27 protein-coding genes are annotated in these 15915 nt (G+C 36.2%); 4 read left to right on the forward strand and 23 right to left on the reverse strand.

Annotated elements, in window-relative coordinates:
• Positions 1 to 135: 135 nt before the first annotated feature.
• The 23 genes from secY to CQA38_RS02800 all read right to left on the reverse strand — a co-directional run bounded on the left by secY (position 136) and on the right by CQA38_RS02800 (position 11189).
• Positions 136 to 1401 (reverse strand): preprotein translocase subunit SecY, encoded by a 1266-nt coding sequence (gene secY / locus CQA38_RS02690; protein WP_137632457.1) that lies wholly within the window; start codon positions 1399 to 1401, stop codon positions 136 to 138.
• Positions 1398 to 1793: a 50S ribosomal protein L15 gene (rplO, locus tag CQA38_RS02695; protein WP_137632458.1), complete on the reverse strand. Its 396-nt coding sequence runs from the start codon at positions 1791 to 1793 to the stop codon at positions 1398 to 1400. The genes secY and rplO overlap by 4 nt, the downstream gene beginning before the upstream one ends.
• Before the next feature lie 3 nt (positions 1794 to 1796).
• Complete coding sequence (gene rpsE, locus CQA38_RS02700) at positions 1797 to 2240, reverse strand: 30S ribosomal protein S5 (protein WP_034905528.1); 444 nt, start codon at positions 2238 to 2240, stop codon at positions 1797 to 1799.
• Between the two features lie 10 nt (positions 2241 to 2250).
• On the reverse strand, positions 2251 to 2607 hold the full coding sequence (gene rplR, locus CQA38_RS02705) for a 50S ribosomal protein L18 (protein WP_034905526.1): 357 nt from the start codon (positions 2605 to 2607) through the stop codon (positions 2251 to 2253).
• Positions 2608 to 2616: 9 nt separating this feature from the next.
• Positions 2617 to 3153 carry a 50S ribosomal protein L6 gene (gene rplF, locus CQA38_RS02710; RefSeq protein ID WP_137632459.1) on the reverse strand — a complete coding sequence of 179 codons (537 nt, stop codon included), beginning with the start codon at positions 3151 to 3153 and terminating at the stop codon, positions 2617 to 2619.
• A gap of 66 nt (positions 3154 to 3219) precedes the next feature.
• Positions 3220 to 3615: a 30S ribosomal protein S8 gene (rpsH, locus tag CQA38_RS02715; RefSeq protein WP_137632460.1), complete on the reverse strand. Its 396-nt coding sequence runs from the start codon at positions 3613 to 3615 to the stop codon at positions 3220 to 3222.
• Between the two features lie 9 nt (positions 3616 to 3624).
• Entirely contained in the window at positions 3625 to 3810 is a 186-nt protein-coding gene (locus CQA38_RS02720; protein ID WP_034905521.1) for a type Z 30S ribosomal protein S14, read from the reverse strand.
• Positions 3803 to 4354, reverse strand: coding sequence for a 50S ribosomal protein L5 (rplE, locus tag CQA38_RS02725; protein ID WP_137632461.1), 552 nt, complete (start codon positions 4352 to 4354; stop codon positions 3803 to 3805). Before rplE ends, CQA38_RS02720 begins: the two co-directional genes overlap by 8 nt.
• 1 nt (position 4355) lies before the next feature.
• Positions 4356 to 4577: a 50S ribosomal protein L24 gene (gene rplX, locus CQA38_RS02730; RefSeq protein WP_034905518.1), complete on the reverse strand. Its 222-nt coding sequence runs from the start codon at positions 4575 to 4577 to the stop codon at positions 4356 to 4358.
• Complete coding sequence (rplN, locus tag CQA38_RS02735; RefSeq protein ID WP_137632462.1) at positions 4577 to 4945, reverse strand: 50S ribosomal protein L14; 369 nt, start codon at positions 4943 to 4945, stop codon at positions 4577 to 4579. The genes rplX and rplN overlap by 1 nt, the downstream gene beginning before the upstream one ends.
• The gene (gene rpsQ, locus CQA38_RS02740; RefSeq protein ID WP_137632463.1) at positions 4945 to 5196 is read right to left on the reverse strand and encodes a 30S ribosomal protein S17; all 252 of its coding nucleotides are present in this window, start codon (positions 5194 to 5196) and stop codon (positions 4945 to 4947) included. Before rpsQ ends, rplN begins: the two co-directional genes overlap by 1 nt.
• Positions 5197 to 5200: 4 nt before the next feature.
• Entirely contained in the window at positions 5201 to 5389 is a 189-nt protein-coding gene (gene rpmC, locus CQA38_RS02745; RefSeq protein ID WP_137632464.1) for a 50S ribosomal protein L29, read from the reverse strand.
• Positions 5376 to 5801, reverse strand: coding sequence for a 50S ribosomal protein L16 (gene rplP / locus CQA38_RS02750; RefSeq protein WP_137632465.1), 426 nt, complete (start codon positions 5799 to 5801; stop codon positions 5376 to 5378). Before rplP ends, rpmC begins: the two co-directional genes overlap by 14 nt.
• Positions 5801 to 6505 (reverse strand): 30S ribosomal protein S3, encoded by a 705-nt coding sequence (rpsC, locus tag CQA38_RS02755; protein WP_034905509.1) that lies wholly within the window; start codon positions 6503 to 6505, stop codon positions 5801 to 5803. The genes rplP and rpsC overlap by 1 nt, the downstream gene beginning before the upstream one ends.
• A complete protein-coding gene (gene rplV / locus CQA38_RS02760) occupies positions 6506 to 6946 on the reverse strand; it encodes a 50S ribosomal protein L22 (protein WP_137632466.1) in 441 nt (146 codons plus the stop codon).
• Positions 6947 to 6954: 8 nt separating this feature from the next.
• On the reverse strand, positions 6955 to 7236 hold the full coding sequence (gene rpsS, locus CQA38_RS02765; RefSeq protein ID WP_137632467.1) for a 30S ribosomal protein S19: 282 nt from the start codon (positions 7234 to 7236) through the stop codon (positions 6955 to 6957).
• A gap of 1 nt (position 7237) precedes the next feature.
• Positions 7238 to 8068, reverse strand: a complete 831-nt coding sequence (gene rplB / locus CQA38_RS02770; RefSeq protein ID WP_137632468.1) for a 50S ribosomal protein L2 — start codon at positions 8066 to 8068, stop codon at positions 7238 to 7240.
• 1 nt (position 8069) lies between these two features.
• Complete coding sequence (locus tag CQA38_RS02775) at positions 8070 to 8351, reverse strand: 50S ribosomal protein L23 (RefSeq protein WP_137632469.1); 282 nt, start codon at positions 8349 to 8351, stop codon at positions 8070 to 8072.
• A 1-nt stretch (position 8352) separates the two neighbouring features.
• On the reverse strand, positions 8353 to 8967 hold the full coding sequence (gene rplD, locus CQA38_RS02780; protein ID WP_137632470.1) for a 50S ribosomal protein L4: 615 nt from the start codon (positions 8965 to 8967) through the stop codon (positions 8353 to 8355).
• The gene (gene rplC, locus CQA38_RS02785; protein WP_137632471.1) at positions 8964 to 9539 is read right to left on the reverse strand and encodes a 50S ribosomal protein L3; all 576 of its coding nucleotides are present in this window, start codon (positions 9537 to 9539) and stop codon (positions 8964 to 8966) included. Before rplC ends, rplD begins: the two co-directional genes overlap by 4 nt.
• A gap of 11 nt (positions 9540 to 9550) precedes the next feature.
• On the reverse strand, positions 9551 to 9862 hold the full coding sequence (rpsJ, locus tag CQA38_RS02790) for a 30S ribosomal protein S10 (protein ID WP_137632472.1): 312 nt from the start codon (positions 9860 to 9862) through the stop codon (positions 9551 to 9553).
• A 296-nt stretch (positions 9863 to 10158) separates the two neighbouring features.
• Entirely contained in the window at positions 10159 to 10476 is a 318-nt protein-coding gene (locus CQA38_RS02795; protein ID WP_137632473.1) for a TfoX/Sxy family protein, read from the reverse strand.
• 77 nt (positions 10477 to 10553) lie between these two features.
• Entirely contained in the window at positions 10554 to 11189 is a 636-nt protein-coding gene (locus tag CQA38_RS02800) for an alpha/beta hydrolase (protein WP_249355159.1), read from the reverse strand.
• 209 nt (positions 11190 to 11398) lie between these two features.
• On the opposite strand from CQA38_RS02800, the gene CQA38_RS02805 reads away from it, so the two are divergent.
• The 4 genes from CQA38_RS02805 to CQA38_RS02820 all read left to right on the forward strand — a co-directional run bounded on the left by CQA38_RS02805 (position 11399) and on the right by CQA38_RS02820 (position 15859).
• A complete protein-coding gene (locus CQA38_RS02805; RefSeq protein WP_137632474.1) occupies positions 11399 to 11836 on the forward strand; it encodes a MarR family winged helix-turn-helix transcriptional regulator in 438 nt (145 codons plus the stop codon).
• 2 nt (positions 11837 to 11838) lie between these two features.
• The gene (locus CQA38_RS02810; RefSeq protein WP_137632475.1) at positions 11839 to 12387 is read left to right on the forward strand and encodes a YceI family protein; all 549 of its coding nucleotides are present in this window, start codon (positions 11839 to 11841) and stop codon (positions 12385 to 12387) included.
• 76 nt (positions 12388 to 12463) lie between these two features.
• Positions 12464 to 14545: a type I DNA topoisomerase gene (gene topA / locus CQA38_RS02815; RefSeq protein ID WP_137632476.1), complete on the forward strand. Its 2082-nt coding sequence runs from the start codon at positions 12464 to 12466 to the stop codon at positions 14543 to 14545.
• Between the two features lie 132 nt (positions 14546 to 14677).
• Positions 14678 to 15859 (forward strand): hypothetical protein, encoded by a 1182-nt coding sequence (locus tag CQA38_RS02820; RefSeq protein WP_137632477.1) that lies wholly within the window; start codon positions 14678 to 14680, stop codon positions 15857 to 15859.
• Positions 15860 to 15915 lie beyond the last annotated feature (56 nt).

Raw genomic sequence — 15915 nt, forward strand, 5'->3', positions numbered from 1 at the left:
TTAAAATTTTCATTCTTGTTTGTGTTTGTTATCTTACTTATAATGAAAGTATAAAAATTGATATATCTTGATAAAAGAACTTGATAAAAAACTATACAAAAAAGTAAGGCTTTAATTTAGCCTTACTTTGAGTTTTTAAAGATTTACAGCACTAAGAGTTTGGTATTTGTTCATATAAATTTGAGCTTCTATTTTTCTCATCGTATCAAGAGCAACTTGAACAACGATAAGCACAGAAGTGCCACCAAAATAAAATGGCACGCCCAAAAATTTCACCAAAAGCCAAGGTAAGGTTGTAATCAAGCCAAGATAAATTGAGCCTGAAAGCGTAAGCCTTGAAGCAACTTCATTTAAGTAGTTTGAAGTGCCCTCACCCGGTCTAATCCCCGGTATAAAGCCACCTTGTTTTTTGAGATTTTCCGCTATATCCTTAGCATTAAAAACTATGCTTGCATAAAAATACGCAAAGAAAATCACAAACAAGAAAGTAAGCAGATGAAACAAATAACCTTGAGGATTAAGATAATCATTAAGTATTCTTATGTATTCATTTGTGCTAGCTTGCAAAATAGTTGCTGGAAAAGTCAAAATCGCCCCAGCAAAAATAGGCGGTATAACCCCACTTAAATTCACTTTAATAGGGATATAATTCATAATGCGTTTGTTTTGATTTTGCATAACTACTTTTCTTGAGTAAGAAATAGGTATGCGTCTTTCTCCAAGTTCAACATAAATAATCGCCCAAATGGTGAGTAAAATGATAGCAAGTATAGCCACTGCCACAAGTATATTCATCTCGCCTGTATTGATTAATCCTACTGAACTGCTAATAGCTGAAGGTATGCTTGAAACTATACCAGCAAAGATGATGAGTGAAATTCCATTTCCCACGCCTCTTTGAGTGATTTGCTCGCCAAGCCACATTAAAAGCATAGTTCCAGCTAGCATAGAAACAGCTGAAAGTGCGATGAAGGTATTTAAATCCTCGATCATAATCGCGCTTTTACCACCTGTGCCACTTAGGCTTTGAAGCCCTATACTTACGCCTATACTCTGCACTAAGGTTATAGCTATGGTTGCGTAGCGTATGATTTGCATGTATTTTTGCATACCATCGCGTTCTTTTTTCATCTTGCCTATATTAGGAAAAGTAGCTGCTAAAAGCTCCATGATAATAGAAGCTGTAATGTAAGGCATAATGCCAAGCGAGATGATAGAAAATCGTTCAGCTGCCCCACCGCTAAACATATTAAAAAGCCCAAGTGCATTTTGGCTGTTTTGGTTAAAAAACTCAGCAATCACTTCTGCATTTACCCCCGGAACTGGCACAAAGGCTAGAACGCGGTAGGCAAATAAAAAAGCAAGTGTGATGAGAATTTTATTGATTAAACTTTTACTCATTCTTTGCTTCCGCTTACGCTGATTTTTTCATCTTTGATTTTGCTTGCAAGAGCCTTAGCTGATTTACCGATGAGTTTGATCTTTTCAACTGACTTTGCAAATTTATGCACGCTTTTAATGCTCTCAAAGCTGATTTCACTAAGTTCTGCAACAGCTTTTACCTTTTCAACATTAATCACATAAGGTTTTTGTATCTTTGAAGTAAAACCTACCTTTGGCAAACGTCTTTGTAAAGGTTGTTGTCCGCCTTCAAAGCCTCTTTTTTCATTATAACCTTTTCTTGCAGTTTGTCCTTTACCACCTTTGGTTGCTGTTTTTCCGTGTCCGCTACCTTGTCCGCGTCCTATTCTTTTGATCTTTCGTGTCGATCCGTCTGCTTTTGTTAAATTCATCTCTTATCCTTTAAGCATAGTAAGTGCTTTAATCGTTGCACGAACGACATTGGCTGAATTGTTTGATCCTAAGGACTTAGTTAAGATGTCCTTAATGCCTGCTAGTTCAACTATAGGACGCGTTGAGCCACCTGCGATAACGCCTGTTCCTTCACTGGCTGGCTTGAGTAAAATTCTACTTGAATTGTATTTTACTTCCACATCATGAGCTATAGTTGAACCTTTGGTTTTGACTTCAACTATATTTTTAAACGCATCATCAACCCCTTTGCGAATCGCATCTGGAACTTCTTTTGCCTTACCATAACCAACGCCTACAAGTCCTTTTTTATTGCCAACAACTACAAGAGCAGTAAAGCGGAAGCGGCGTCCGCCTTTAACGACTTTGGTTACTCTGCCTATATCAACGATGATTTCTTCGAATTCTTCTTTATTATACTTTTGCATTTACTCTCCCTTATAGCTTTATGCCATTTTCTCTTAAGGCATTTGCTAGTTCAGCGATAACGCCGTGATACACAAAGCCATTTCTATCAAATACACCATTTTCAAGCTTTTTAGCCTTTAAAGCCTTTGCAAATTCAGCCCCTACTTTTTTAGCGCCTTCTTTGTTAGCTTTTACCCCAAGCTTGCGTCCATCAACAGCAGCTAGAGTTACAGCCTTAACATCATCAATAGCTTGCACATATAAGGTGCGATTTGATTTAAATACTGAAATTCTAGGCAAAGTCTGTGTGCCTGAAATTTTAGCTCTAATGCGTTTTTTTCTTTTGATTCTAAGACTTAATTTTCTTTTTAATACATTTGCTCTCATCTTAGTCCCTTATTTCTTAGAAGTTTTTCCGGCTTTGCGGATTATGCGTTCATCAGCATATTTTACACCCTTACCTTTGTAAGGCTCTGGCGGTCTAAACTCACGAATTTGAGCAGCAACTTGTCCTACGACTTGTTTGTCGCTTCCTTTGATGATGATATTATTTTTATCAACAGTGATTTCAATACCTTCTGGTATAGCATAGTTGATAGGGTGAGAAAAACCAAGTGCGAGTTCAAGCACCTTGCCTTTTAAGGCTGCTTTATAACCAACGCCGTTGATTTCTAGGGTTTTGCTAAAGCCCTCATTTAAGCCTATAACGACATTATTTGCTAAGGCTCTATAAGTTCCCCAATACGCCCTACTTTGTCTATCTTCGCCCTTAGGAGCAAAAACTATGGTATTATCTTTAAGCTCGACAAGCACATTTGCTTTTGTATCAAGCTCTTTACTTAAATTTCCTTTTTTAAACTTGAGTATATTTCCCTCAAGTTTTACTTCCACTCCGTTTGGAATGGTGATTGGTTGTTTGCCTATACGAGACATCTTTTTTTCCTTTTATTTGTCTAAGGTAAGAAACTTACCAAATGCCATAAAAGCTAAGCGAGTTTTTCACCAAATGGTGCATAAAACCTCGCCACCTACGCCGATTTTATAAGCTTCATCATTAGCCAAAACGCCTTTGCTTGTGCTTACAACTATGGTTCCATATCCATTTTTAAAACGTTTGATCTCATCTTTGCCTTTATATACACGACGACCAGGCTTTGAAACCCTTTTGATCTCATTAATCACGCTTGAGCCTCTTTCATCGTATTTAAGCACAACTGAGATGAATTTTTTCTTATCTTCTTCAATAACGCTAAAACTTTCTATATAACCCTTTGCTTGAAAAATTCCCACCAAGGCTTCAATCACCTTTGAGTGAAGCAATTTAGTGCTTTCAAGCTTTCTCATGCCTGCATTTCTGATACGAGTGAGTGAATCTGAAATTATATCATTGATCATTATTTGTCCTTACCAACTTGATTTTTTAAGTCCGGGAATCAAACCTTCATTTGCCATTTTTCTAAGGCAAACTCTACAAATTCCAAAGTCTCTATATACTGAATGCGGACGCCCACAAATTTGACATCTTGTATAAGCTCTTACGCTAAATTTTGCTTTTCTAGCCGCTTTTGCTATCATTGATTTTTTAGCCATTTACTCTCCCTTTTGCGAAAGGCACACCAAACAATTCTAAAAGCTTTTGCGCCTCAATATCTTTTTGTGCTGTTGTAACTATGCTAATATTCATGCCGTGTGTGCGTAGGATTTTATCATACTCTACTTCTGGGAACATAAGCTGTTCATCAAGCCCAAAATTATAATTTCCCCTTCCATCAAAGCCATCTCTGCTTAAGCCTCTAAAGTCTTTTACTCTAGGTAAGGCTATAGAGATGAGTTTGTCTAAAAAGGCAAACATATTGTCTTTTCTTAAAGTTACCATAACGCCTACTGGGAAGCCTTCACGCACCTTAAAACCAGCCACTGATTTTCTTGCTTTAGTAATCAAAGCTTTTTGTCCAGCGATCAAAGAGATGGTATCAGCGATATTTTGCAAAACCTTTTGATCCTTTGCTAGCTCGCCAGCGCCTACGCTAATAACGATTTTTTCAAGGGCTGGGATAAGCATAGGGTTTTTAATGTCAAATTCTTTTACTAAGGCTGGCTTAATTTGTTCTTTATATCTATCTTTAAGTCTCATTTTAAACCTTTGCTACATTAGAAATATGTATTGGCATTTCTTTGTTGATAAAGCCACCATTTGGGATTTTATCACTTGGTTTTACAGCTTTTTTAGCAAGCTTACAACCCTCAACCAAAACTTGATTTTTCTTAGGATATACAGCTAAAACTTTGCCTGTTTTACCCTTATCATCACCAGCAATGATCTTAACTTCATCGTTTTTCTTAATCTTAAGCTTCATTATAAAACCTCCGGTGCTAAAGAAACGATTTTCATGAAATTTGCATATCTTACTTCTCTACCAACTGGTCCAAAGATACGCGTTCCTATCGGTTCTCTTTTATTGTCTAAAATCACCGCAGCATTTTCATCAAAGCGGATAAGTGAGCCATTGTCTCTATGAATTTCTTTTTTGGTGCGAACAATAACTGCTTTTACCACTTGTCCTTTTTTTACCTTACCATTTGGTAAAGCCTTTTTTACTGATGCAACGATAACATCACCTATGGTAGCATAGCGTCTTTTACTACCGCCTAAAACCTTTATACACATTAGCTCTTTTGCGCCGCTGTTATCAGCAACAGCTAGCCTTGTAAAACTTTGTATCATTACTCAACTCCTGTTGCCAATACAGATTTTAAACGAAAAGCCTTTCTTTTTGAAAGTGGGCGGCATTCTACAGCAACTATAGTATCGCCTACCTTAGCCTCGTTTTTCTCATCGTGTATGAGGTATTTTTTAAAGCGTTTAACGATTTTTCTATATCTTGGATGAACCACTTTTCTTTCAACCAAGACACTTGCGGTTTTATCACCACTGATTTGGACAATAACGCCTTGAATTTCTCTTTTAAATGCCATAATCTTATCCTTTTAAAGCGTTGATTGCAGTGCTTATTCTAGCAATGTCTTTTCTGATCTGTCCTACGAGCTTAGGATTAGTAAGCTGCATAGTTCTAAGCCTTTGTTTTTCAGTAAACAAAAGCAACTTTTGCTCTTTAAGCATGGTGTTTAGTTCTTCTTTAGTTTTATCTTTAAGCTCAATATATTTCATTTTGGCTCTCTCTTGTAACAAATTTAGTTTTAAAAGGAAGTTTATGCATAGCAAGAGTTAAAGCTTGTCTTGCCATAGCCTCATCAACTCCAGCCATTTCATATATGATTCTACCCGGTTTGATATTCATTACCCATTCTTCAACCCCAGCTTTACCTTTACCCATACGAGTTTGTAAAGGTTTTTTGGTAAGTGGTTTGTCTGGAAAAACGCGTATCCAAGTTTTGCCTTGTCTTTTCACAAAACGAGTAAGAGCGATACGAGCTGCTTCTATTTGACGTGAATTAATGCGTCCAGCCTCAACAGCCTTTAAAGCAAAATCCCCAAAAGTAAGCTCAGTGCCACGACTAGCATAGCCGCGGTTTCTACCCTTCATTTGCTTTTTGTATTTTGTTCTTTTTGGTAGTAACATTATTTACTCCTTCTTGTGCGTCTTGGCTTTTTAGTTTCAGCTGTTGCTTCCTCACTTTTATCAGCTTGAACGCCTTTTTGTAAAATTTCACCTTTAAATATCCATACCTTAACGCCTATATTTCCATAAGTCGTTCTTGCTTCAGCAAAACCATAATCAATCTTTGCTCTTAAGGTATGAAGTGGCACACGTCCTTCAAGATACCATTCAGTTCTTGCCATTTCAGCTCCACCTAAACGACCTGAAACGCTGACTTTTATACCTTTAGCACCTGCTTTTTGAGCTCCTTGAATAACTTTTTTCATCGCTCTTCTAAAGGCTATTCTTTTTTCAAGCTGAGTAGCTACGCTTTCAGCAGCAAGTTGAGCTGAAGCACCTGCTTTTCTTTCTTCTTTGATGTTGATATTTACATCTTTGTGGATTAAATCTTGAAGTTCTTTACGAAGATTATCAACATCGCTTCCTTTTTTACCAATAATTATGCCCGGTCTTGCTGCCACAACAGTTACACGAAGCTTTTTAGCTGTTCTTTCAACAAGAATTTGAGAAATTCCAGCATAATAAAGCTTTCTTTTCAAAAAGGCTCTTATCTTGTAATCCTCGCCTATATTTTCGACAAAGTTTGCTTTGGTTGGAAACCATCTTGACTCCCAATTTCTGTTAATACCTAGTCTTAAACCAATCGGATTTACTTTTTGTCCCATTTAATCTTCCTTCTTTGCTGTGGCTTTTTTCGCTGGTGCTTTGCTTGCTTTTGGCTTAGCTGTGGCTGAAGTTTTAGCCTTTGGTGCTGTTTTTTTAGCCTCTACTTTTTGAACTTCTTTTTCAGCCTGCTTAGCAACCTCTACTAAGATATGAGAAGTAGGCTTTCTAATGCGACTTGCACTCCCTCTTGCTCTTGGTCTAAATCTTTTTAGCACAGAGCCAGCATCTACTCTACAAGAGCTTACTATGACTTCATTAGCTTCAAAATTTCCATTTGCAACTGCTGTTTTAATCGCATTTGCTATGTATCTTGCACCCTTATTTGGAGTAAATTGTAGGCTTGCTAATGCAAGTTCAGCATTCATACCTTGCACTTCTTTAGCGATAAGTCTTGCCTTAGTAGGCGATAATCTGATATATTTAATCAATGCTTTACTCATCATCAACCTCACTTACCGATTTTCTTTTGCACAGAGCCTTTATGCCCTCTAAATGTGCGTGTTGGTGCAAACTCACCAAGCTTATAGCCTATGTGATTTTCAGTGATATACACTGGAATGAAGCTTTTGCCGTTATGAACATTAAAGGTTAATCCTATCATATCTGGGATTATAGTCGAGCGACGACTCCAAGTTTTTATAGGCTTATTATCATTTGCCTTTTTTGCTGCGATGACTTTTTTCATTACATGATCATCGACAAAAGGACCTTTTTTCAGTGATCTAGCCATCTTATTTTCCTTTTCTTCTTGAGATTATAAGCTTATCGCTTGCTTTTTTACGACGCGTTTTTGCACCCTTAGTTGGTTTGCCCCAAGGTGTAACTGGGTGACGACCTGAATTTTTCTTGCCTTCACCACCACCATGTGGGTGATCAACTGGGTTCATTGCCGAACCTCTTGTTTGAGGGCGAATTCCTCTGTGGCGATTGCGTCCTGCTTTACCTATAGTGATATTTGCCCAGTCTTCATTGCCAACTTCGCCAATGCTAGCCATACATTCAGCTAAAACTTGACGCATTTCGCCACTTGCTAAACGCAAGATAACATATTTTTCTTCCTTACCCATGAGCTGAGCATAAGCTCCAGCACTGCGTATCATTTGTCCGCCTTTGCCCGGTTTAAGCTCTACATTATGCACTATGGTTCCAACTGGGATATTCTTAAGCTTCATAGCATTGCCTGGCTTTATATCAAGTCCGCTTTCAGCTGCTGCTATAATATCGCCTACCTTTAAGCCTCTTGGTTGAAGTATATAACGTTTATCACCATCTTTATAAGCAATAAGTGCTATACGGCAAGTTCTGTATGGATCGTATTCTATAGCTTCTACCTTGCCTTCAACGCCAAATTTACGACGCTTAAAGTCGATGATTCTATAAAGCTTTTTCGCTCCTGCTTCTTTGTGGCGACTTGTAATGCGTCCGTAGCTGTTGCGTCCAGCATGAGTAGAAAGCTTTACAAGTAAAGACCTTACACTTGGCTTTGCTGTGATGTCTTCAGAGCTTAAGCCAGTGATATAACGCCTACTTGGAGTATATGGTTTATAAGTTTTAATCGCCATCTTAAGCCTCCTTACTTTCTAAGCTTACCCCTTCAGGAAGCTTTACATAAAATTTCTTATAATCATTTCTTTGTCCTATACGTCCTCTAAAACGTTTGACTTTGCCATCCATTCTTAAAGAATTGATCTTTTCAGCACTCACGCCAAAATACTCTTTAAGCACTGCTTTAAGGCTATTTTTTGTCATCTTAGGACTTGTTTGGATCACCACCACACCTCGTTCTTGTAAATTCAAGCTTTTTTCAGTGTAGAGTATGCTTTTTATATCTGTAATATCTGCCATTTTACGCCTCTTTCGTGAGTGTTTTTAAAGCTTGCTCTTCTATGATCACTGCTTTAAATACAGCGATTAAATAAGCATTGACTTCGCTAAGATCAACCACATAACAATGTGCTAAATTTCTAAACGCTAAAAAAGTCTTTTCATCAACGAAATCTTTAACTATAAGCACATCTTTAAGATTAAGCTTTTTAATGATAGCTTGAGCGTCTTTACTCTTGCCGCTTTCTACAATCAAACTTGGCACGGCAAATAAAGCACCTTTTTCAGCCTTTTCAGCCAAAGCTCTTTCTAGGGCTAATCTTTTTTGCTTTTTATTCACTTTTTGGAAGTAATTTTTGTTATTTGTAGGACCAAAGGCTACACCACCGCCTACCCAAACATTTGTTCGTGTTGAACCAGCTCTAGCTCCGCCTCTTCCTTTTTGTCTCCAAGGCTTTTTGCCCCCACCACTTACTTCACTTCTATTTTTAGTGTGAGCGTTGTTTGCTCTTAAGCTTGCAAGATATGATTTTACATACAAATAAAGATTATGCGGATTGATTTGTGCATAGCTTTGTGGTAAATCAAGCTCACTTGTTTTTTCAAATTTATCATTTAAAACTACTACTTTACTCATTTGGCTATCCTTATTCTACCCATTGCACCATTATATCCTGGAACTGCTCCTTTAAGCACAAGGATTTTATTCTCAGCATCATATGAAATGAGTTCATTTTTAACAGTGATCTTTTCATTGCCATAATGTCCAGCCATTTTCATACCCGGTTGCACGCGACCTGGCCACTCTCTATTACCAATAGAGCCGTGTCTTCTGTGAAATCTTGAACCGTGACTTGCCGGACCACCTGAAAAGCCGTGTCTTTTAATCACGCCGCTATAGCCTCTACCCTTTGAGTTAAAACTTACTTTTAAAATTTTAGCTTCTTTTAATGGGCTTTCATCGATGTCGCCAGCTTCGGTATTGGCTACTTCTAGGCTTGCAAAGCGGTTAAATTCAGCTGAAAGATTGTATTTTTTTTGTTGTCCAGCTATGCTTTTGTTTTTTGCTTTACCTTTTACAAAAGCGACTAAGGCTTTGCCATTTTCTACCTCACATACTTTAGTATTGACTAGTTTAAGTAAGGTTACAGCTATACTTGGATTAGAAATGGTTCTACTCATACCTATTTTTTCTACGATATATTCCATCTTTTATCCTTTTACTTACCCATAGCCCTAACTTCGACATTTACCTCTGGGGCCAAGTCAAGTTTGGTTAAAGAATCCACTGTATCAGGTGTAGCTGCTACTATATCAAGCATTCTTGCGTGAATTCTAAGCTCGAATTGTTCTCTTGAATCTTTATTGATATGTGGAGATTTCAAAACGGTGTAACGTTTGATTTTTGTTGGCATTGGCACAGGACCACGAATGTCCGCACCAGTCCTTTTAACAGCCTCAACTATGGCTGCAACTGTTCTATCAAGAACCCGGTGATCATAAGCTTTAAGCTTAAGCCTAATCCTTTCCATAATTTTCCTTTACAAAGAACTTGTTAGCACAAAGCTAACGAAAATAAAAAGGTGATTGTATAAAAACTTCATTCTTTTGTCAAGCTTTTAGCCTTAAATTTTAAAGTTTTTTTCCTTTTAAAAAGGATAAAAATGCAAATTTGCAAAAAGTAATTTAAGAATTTAAAAGTCTTATTTGGTGGAATTTTTAAAGCAAAGTTATAGATAAAAATAATAAAATTTTTTAATATAGCTTATTGTTTTTTTAATGTTTAGCTTTATAATATTAAAAATTAAATACTCAATTTTTCACTTTTTCAAGCCTTAATTAAAGCCAAAGTTTGCACGACTTGCTTTAAAAGCTCTAAATTTTCAGGATCAAGCACATACCAAAGCTTTGCTTTTTCAAAGGGTTTGGCTTTTTCATTTTCACAAAGTAAGCTTTCAAACTCTTTGTGCGCTTTGACAAAAAGCGTATCATCGCACAGCAAAAAGCAAGGCTTAGCTTCATAGCTTTTATCAAGCATATAAAAACAATACTCGCCAAACATTTTTCTTGTTTTAAAATCAAATCCACTTTCGCAGTTTTGCAAGCATTCTAAAACAAAGTCTTTAAATTCCACGCTACTTGCCATCTAATTTTTCCCTTTTTCAAGACTTTTATACTTTAAATTCAAAGAAAGTTTTTAAGTCCTTGCGTAGCTTAAATTTATTATTGAAGCTCTTCTTCGATAAGCTGTAAAGCCATAGGCAATTCTTTAAAGCCGTCTTCTTCCATGAAATGATTGCCTTTTGGCATTTGCACGAATTTAGCATTTATAGCTTTGGCGAGATTTTCACTTAAATTTGTTGGCACGATCACATCATCTTTTGCTGAAAGCACGATGCGTTTGTTGATCATCTTGATTAGTTTTTTGCTTTGCAAAGGTTCCTTGACAAAAGGATCAAGCACAGGTAAAATGCTTAAAGGCTCATAAAATCCACTCACCAAAAGCACACCACCAAGCCTTTTGTCCTCATCTAAACTCTCGATAAAGCGAAGTGTGGTGATACAACCTAAGCTATGTCCAATGATAAAGGTGTTTTCATCGACATTTTTTATCGAGTTTTGCAAAGTAGCAAGCCATTTATCAAGCTTTGGATCAAGGCTATCTGGCATATCAAGCACCTCAACACTTACGCCTTTAGCCTCAAGCTTATTTTTAAGCCAAGAAAACCAGTGAGCGTTTTTGTTTGCTGCGTAACCATGCACTATATAGACTTTCTTTTGGCTTAGCGTTGCATCATTTGCAAATGTAATGCCAAAACAAGAGCACACCACCATAAAAATAGATAAAATCTTTTTCATCATTACTCCTTGTCATTTGAAAAAAAGCCATTTTAGCATAATTTTAAAAAATCAACAAATTCAAAAAAATTAAGAAAGCTTATGTTAATATTCATTTTTTTATTATTTTCATTTTTAGTGATTATAATAAAAAATGAAAATTTTTTAAATAAAAAGTTAAAGTAAAATGTGCTAGACTTGCCCTCTTAAGACTTAAAAAGGGAGGATAAATGCAAACTGATTTGACGGATTGCATAGGATTTTTAGCAACAGATTTGCGTGATGAGCTATCAGCAACTTTTGATGAGAAGATAAAGGAGATTTCCTTAACTCATAAGCAAGCTGGGCTTTTGTGGAGATGTTATAAGCAAAAACACTCTCAAACAAGCATTTATAGCTTCATTCATTTGGATAAAAATTATATTCGTTTTTTAATCGATGATTTAGAAGCTAAAGAGCTTGTGTTTAGGCAAAAAAACCCTGAAAACAGAAGGGAAAATATCATCTATCTCACGCAAAAAGGCGAAGAACTTGCCCTAAAAACATTTAAGATTATGCTTGAGGTTCAAGATGAGCTTATGCTTTCTTGTATGTCAAAAGAGGAGCAAAAAACCTTGCACGAGCTTTTACTAAGACTTTTTAAACAAAGGCACCAAACAAAGGAGTAAAAATGCGTGCAAAGTTTCAATTTTTAGTATTTAGTCTCAGTTTAGCATTGCTAAGTCTTTCAAGCCTTGAGGCAAAAGAATACAGCGTAGATAAAAGCTCAAAAATCGCCTTTATCGCAAGCAAATTTCTTGTAGCAAGTGTTGAGGGGCAGTTTTTGGAATTTAGTGGAAATTTAAGCCTTGATGAAAACAATCTTATCACAGCTTTAAATGGAGAGATCATCATCAGTTCAGTTGATAGCAAAGATAAAGATAGAGATAAGCACTTGCTTGAGGCTGATTTTTTAGATGAGCCAAATTTCCCAAAGGGTAATTTTATCATGCAAAGTTACACCCCAAAAGAAGGGCTTAAAGGCGAAGTAAAAGGCGAGCTTAGCTTACATGGAGTAAGTAAGATAGCAACTTTTCAAAGCGAACTTGATCCTAGTCAAGATAAAGTCAAACTCATACTTACAAGCGAGATTAATATAAAAGACTTTAATATACAAGGTTCTTTTATGAATGGCGATAAAATCAAGCTTGATTTGCAAACTTTTTGGAATGAAAAATAAAAAATCCTAAATTAAAGTCAAAATTTTACAAATTTTTAGTAAAATCTTGCAATTTTAAAACAAAAAGGCAAGTCAAATGAAAAACCTCATCATCGTAGAATCCCCAGCAAAAGCCAGAACTATAGGTAATTTCTTAGGTAAAGATTATGAGGTTATCGCTTCAAAAGGGCATATTAGGGACTTGCCAAAAAGTAGTTTTGGTATTAAAATCGATGATGATAGCTTCACTCCAGAATACCGCATCTCAAAGGATCACAGCGAGCTCGTAAAAGAGCTTAAAACAAAGGCAAAAAAAGCTAAGCAAGTCTATCTTGCAACTGATGAGGATAGAGAGGGCGAGGCTATAGCTTATCATATTGCTAAAGCCATTGATAAAGATGAAAACTCCTTGCCTCGCATAGTTTTTCATGAGATCACTCAAAGTGCGATTGAGCATGCCTTAAACAATCCAAGAAAACTTGATATGAACTCGGTTAATGCCCAGCAAGCAAGGCGTTTGCTTGACCGTATAGTAGGCTATAAACTCAGCCCCTTGCTTGGACAAAAAATTCAAAAAGGGCTTTCAGCTGGCAGGGTTCAAAGTGCCGCGCTTAAGATCATCGTTGATAGAGAAAGGGAGATTAGAGCCTTTGTTCCGCTTGAGTATTTTAGTATAGATATGGTTTTTGCTAAAGACTTAGAAGCTGAACTTGTTGAATTTGATAAAAAAAAGATAGAAAGACTCACACTTACGAACAAAGACAGAGCCAAACTCATCTTAGAAGCATGTAAAAAGGCTGAATTTAAGGTTACAAATATAGAAAGCAAAGAAAGAAAACTTCCAGCCCCACCGCCTTTTATGACTTCAACCCTACAACAAAGCGCAAGCAATACGCTTGGTTTTAATCCTAAAAAAACTATGATGATCGCTCAAAAGCTTTATGAGGGCGTAAAAACGCACGAAGGCGTGATGGGCGTGATCACTTATATGAGAACAGATAGCTTAAATTTAGCTAAAGAAGCCGTGCAAAGTGCAAGGGACTTTATAGAAAAAAACTATTCAAAAGCCTATTTACCAGCCAAGCCTTTGGTGTATGCGACAAAGTCAAAAGGCGCTCAAGAAGCCCATGAAGCTATACGTCCTACGAATTTAAACTTTACTCCGCAAATTGCAGCACAATTTCTTGAAAAAGATGAACTTAGGCTTTATACTTTGATCTACAACCGCTTTTTAGCATGTCAAATGAATCCTGCCATATCATCAAATCAAAGCGTTTTTGTAAGTGGTGATAAGGCTGTGTTTAAGATCAGCGGACGCAAAATCCTTTTTGATGGGTATTATAAAGTATATGGGGATATGGATAAGGATAAAATTTTACCAGAATTAAAAATAGACCAAGTGCTAAAAACTCAAAAAATTGATATGAGTTCTCATCTTACTGAGGCTCCACCTCGTTATTCTGAAGCTGGGCTTGTAAAAAAGCTTGAAAGCCTAGGCATAGGACGCCCTTCAACTTATGCACCGACTATTTCTATACTCACAAGTCGTGATTATGTAAAGATAGATAAAAAACAGCTTGTGCCAAGTGAGGTTGCTTTTAGTGTGGTTGAGGTTTTAGAAAAGCATTTTGGCGATATAGTTGATGCTGAGTTTACCTCAAAACTTGAAAATACCCTTGATGAAATAGCTGAAAAAAAGGCAGACTGGCAAGAAACCTTAAAAGAATTTTACTATCCTTTTATGCGAAAAGTAGAAGAGGGCAAGACAAAAATCGCTAGTCAAAAAACCCTTATCAAGCTTGATGAAAGCTGCCCGCAGTGTGGGGGCGAGCTTGCTATCCGCAAGGGTAGATATGGCGAGTTTGTAGCCTGCTTAAATTTCCCTAAATGCAAATACTCAAGAAATTTAGAAAGCAAAGAACAAGCTAAAAGCCCACAAAAAAAGGCTAATGGCACAGGTATTATTTGTCCTGAATGTCAAAAAGGAGAGGTTGTTGAACGTTTTAGCAAGAGGGGTAAATTTTATGGTTGTAGTGAATACCCAAAATGTAAATTTGTCAGCAATTATAAGCCAAGCGATGAAAAATGCGAGGAATGTGGCTCTTATATGATCATCAAAGAGCTTAAAAAAGGCACTTTTTTAGAATGCCCTAAATGTAAAATCAAAAAGCAAATTTAAGCCTTTTAATTTGCTTTTTTAGCTCTACCTTAAAAAACTACAAATTTTTAACTTCATAAAATATAAAAACACTTCATTTTATTTGCTTTTTGTCGATTTTAGTGCAAAATAAGAGTAATTAAGGAGATAAAAATGAGCTTAGTGAATTTAAAAGGTTCTGTTCTTGATTATTCAGGGAAAAACAATACAACTAAGCTCAATTTTACACATACAACTTTTGATGTTTCAAAGGGTTTAGGTTCTACTATTTACAACTCTTTAAAATCAAATTTTAGCTCAGGAAGCTTAAGCGAAGAAGAGGTAAAAAAGCTTGAAAATACTTCACATACCAATTCTCAAGTAAGCAATGCTCAAAGCCATCTTCAAACCATTTATTTTAAGGATCCTCTTACAGGAGCAGCTGTTAAATCAGCTCTAAGCGAAGAAAGTTTAAATACCTTAAGAGAAAATTTTGGAAATGAAAATGTATCTAAAATAGGACAAGCTTATATCTTGAGTGGTGAGGCTGAAAGTTTTGTTTCTGGTTGGTATGGAGATATTGCTTATACAAGAGGATATTTAAGTGCTGATGCGGATAAAAATGGCTTTTTGGAGCAAAGCGAGCTTGATGAAACAAGGAGCGGATTTAGAGAAACAGGATGGTATATATATTCTGGAACAGAAGTTTTATCTTCTTGGACAGAAGGTATTTACACATACCAAAAGCTCGGTGATTTAAAAGAAAGGCGTCCTACTTTTTATGAAAATGGCAAATTTGCTGCTTCTACCATAGCTCTTGAACTTGATAAAACTATAAAAAATGATAAAAATTTAGATGGAAAAATAGTTTATGAAGAAATTTTAAGCAAAGATGAAATGATTTTAGAGCAAAAAGAAGGGACTCAATACGCCTACGATAATAGAGAAAAAGTAGAAGCACAGCTTAACTTTGACTATCTTAATTATGTGCTTGAAAGTGCTAAGGCTGTTATTGATGATAAATTAGAAAATATAAAGGACAAGCTAAGAAACAACGAGGATTTTAACACTCTTAGCAAAGAAGAACAAAAACTTCTAAAAGAATTTCTTCCTCAAGCTTTTGATGAAAAGGCTCAATTTGATAAAACAAGTTTTGATAAACTTATGCAAAAAGAAGAGCAAGAATTTATAGAAAAAAGTCTAAAATATCTTGGTCTAGATGAAAACTCAGATCAAACACAACTTGATTATGCCAAGCTTAAAGCAGTGATGAAAGAGCTAAGAACAACTTTTTTACAAGCTTATTCTGCTGATGAAGCAGGCAAGATCAATGGTATTTTAAATACTTGGGCTTAAATCTTTTTGCTTATATACATTCATTTTTTATGAATGAAGCAAGGTTGATATAAATT

Source organism: Campylobacter sp. MIT 12-5580, from assembly GCF_005406235.1.
GTDB lineage: Bacteria > Campylobacterota > Campylobacteria > Campylobacterales > Campylobacteraceae > Campylobacter_D.